This is a genomic window from Carboxylicivirga fragile (assembly GCF_050589805.1).
In the GTDB taxonomy this organism is placed as follows: Bacteria; Bacteroidota; Bacteroidia; order Bacteroidales; family Marinilabiliaceae; genus Carboxylicivirga; species Carboxylicivirga fragile.
The window spans coordinates 1-770 of the sequence record NZ_JBNGOY010000122.1 but is presented as its reverse complement, the minus strand read 5'-3'; the positions used below and the strand labels follow the sequence as shown (position 1 = coordinate 770).

The 770-nt window shown below is 43.2% G+C and carries 2 protein-coding genes; both read right to left on the bottom strand.

All coding sequences use genetic code 11. The features are described from left to right. On the bottom strand, window positions 1–203 hold a 203-nt coding region (locus tag ACRD7B_RS22760; protein ID WP_430826972.1), incomplete at its 3' end, for a hypothetical protein. 16 nt (window positions 204–219) lie between these two features. Continuing rightward, window positions 220–770 (bottom strand): fibrobacter succinogenes major paralogous domain-containing protein (locus ACRD7B_RS22755; RefSeq protein ID WP_430826971.1); only part of this gene is annotated, 551 nt, incomplete at its 5' end.

Sequence of the window (770 nt, the reverse complement as noted above, 5' to 3'; positions counted from 1 at the left end):
TTATCAATTGAAACCGTATAAGTATCCGTGCGCTTATTTTTCACCTTTACCTCAAAGGTATGTGTAGCACCTGGTTTTAAGGGTACAAGGTAGTCGGAATGGTCTTGAGTTTCCTCAACTGTAACTTTGAAATCCTGTGCTAAACTACTTGTGCTTAAATTAATAAGGAATAAAATAATTGAAATCTGTATTATGTTTTTCATTTTATTTGGCTTTAAATTATTCTTTAATACAACGGATTGAGTAGCCGTTGTTCATAAAATTGAATCCTTTAAGAGCATTGGTGCTCCAGCAAAATAACTGTAGGCGTGCAGCGCTAGTTGAGCTATTCTGCCCAGATGTCCAATATATCCCAAAATAGGATAATTCTTCTGTATTTTTATTGATGTGCCGCCACCCACCCGGCTGGGCAGTGAACCCACTGCTATTATCGGCTTCATTGGGCGAGTCCCAATGTAAATCACCGGCTTCTTTAAGTTTACCTCCGGCAATGGCATCGCCACCAAGGTGGTCTATCAGTATGTTCCAGTCATCAGGCGTTGCCACGCGCCAGCCTTTGGGGGCAATATTGCGGTTGTCGCTTACAGTATACCAATTATACAAGCGCCCATAAGTTGCTATGGTGTCTAGGGCTTCGGTATTGTTGTAGTTACAATAGGCTCCCATCGCCAATACGCTCCATTCGTCGTTAGCTGTTACATTGGGTAGGGCATCGCCGTTTCGATAGCGGGTGACACGTAGATTCTCGGCCATCCAGGTTTGATCGCCAA